Here is a 995-nt window from a genome sequence, read left to right as displayed (position 1 = left end):
CTGCATTTACTGAATTGCTGTGACCTTTGAGGGTGCGTAGCAATCCCCTGCGAGGCGGAGTTAAACAGGGTGTCAAAGGACGCAACCAAGGTGCTACTTCCCAATGCTTTGCAACCTCCAGAATTGGCTGAATTGCCGGAATATTAAAGTACAGCAAGCGCCCTAACAATTGCCCTGCGAGTTGCGTCTTATCTCGCTCCAAAATATCGGCTGACATCCACAGTACCGCTTGAATCAAGTTCAGGGCTTTAACTTTTTCTGGGTTGTACTCTGGGTGGCTTAATGCTTCTGAACCCTCAACCAAATTGAAATCATCAATAAGTGCCTGTACCCCAAACTCAGGATGCTGAATCTTTGCCATCAGGAAGTTAAAATCTGTCAGTGTTTGGTAATACTCTCCTAAATTTTCCGAATTTATCAGATAAGAGGGGGAACCCAGATACACTCGCAATAAAGCTGGGCTCTCTGCCTTAAATTTGTCAGCTAATGTTCCCATTTTCTTCTTTCTTCCTTTTTAAATAGTCAACTATCCGTTGATTCACTTCCTGAAAAATCTTCCGCTTTGAATCCATCTCCCGTTTGGCTTTCAGAAAGTCAAGGAAACTAGCATGATAGATGGTATAGCAGATTTCTCCTTCTACATTCTGCTTTTTCAAATACTCAACCCACTCATCCTTTTCTAAAACCTGTGCAACATCGCATTCGTCCACCTGGGCAATTCCAGCAATCATCTCGCAGCGAATCGGCGTGCCAATCTCTAGCAAAATATACAAGACAATCTCCCTCAATTGCCCTGGCTGAGCGGGAGCGTGTCACTTATGTTATGAGTATAAATACTGATAAAAACTACAATCACTTTTTTACCTATCATCAGTAAAATAGGCGATAATTACGATCTCTTCCCACTTCCCACTTGAGATAGAATCATGACACCCGAACAACAACAGGCGATTAAAACACATCTAGATGCTATTTCTGCCATCCTTTATGCTGAT

At 42.6% G+C, this 995-nt stretch carries 1 protein-coding gene and 1 pseudogene; both read right to left on the bottom strand.

Annotation, left to right across the window (positions count from 1 at the left end; translation table 11 throughout):
- A pseudogene (locus tag QUA54_RS28140) lies at positions 1 to 496 on the bottom strand (hypothetical protein); the annotation flags it as partial.
- Entirely contained in the window at positions 480 to 773 is a 294-nt protein-coding gene (locus QUA54_RS28135; protein ID WP_333417640.1) for a hypothetical protein, read from the bottom strand. The gene QUA54_RS28135 and the pseudogene QUA54_RS28140, both read right to left, overlap by 17 nt.
- Between the last annotated feature and the right edge of the window lie 222 nt (positions 774 to 995).

Source organism: Microcoleus sp. MOSTC5 (assembly GCF_036701825.1).
Classification (GTDB): Bacteria; Cyanobacteriota; Cyanobacteriia; order Cyanobacteriales; family Microcoleaceae; genus Microcoleus; species Microcoleus asticus.
The sequence above is the reverse complement of the archived record's forward strand: the minus strand, read 5'-3'. Positions and strand labels throughout refer to the sequence as shown.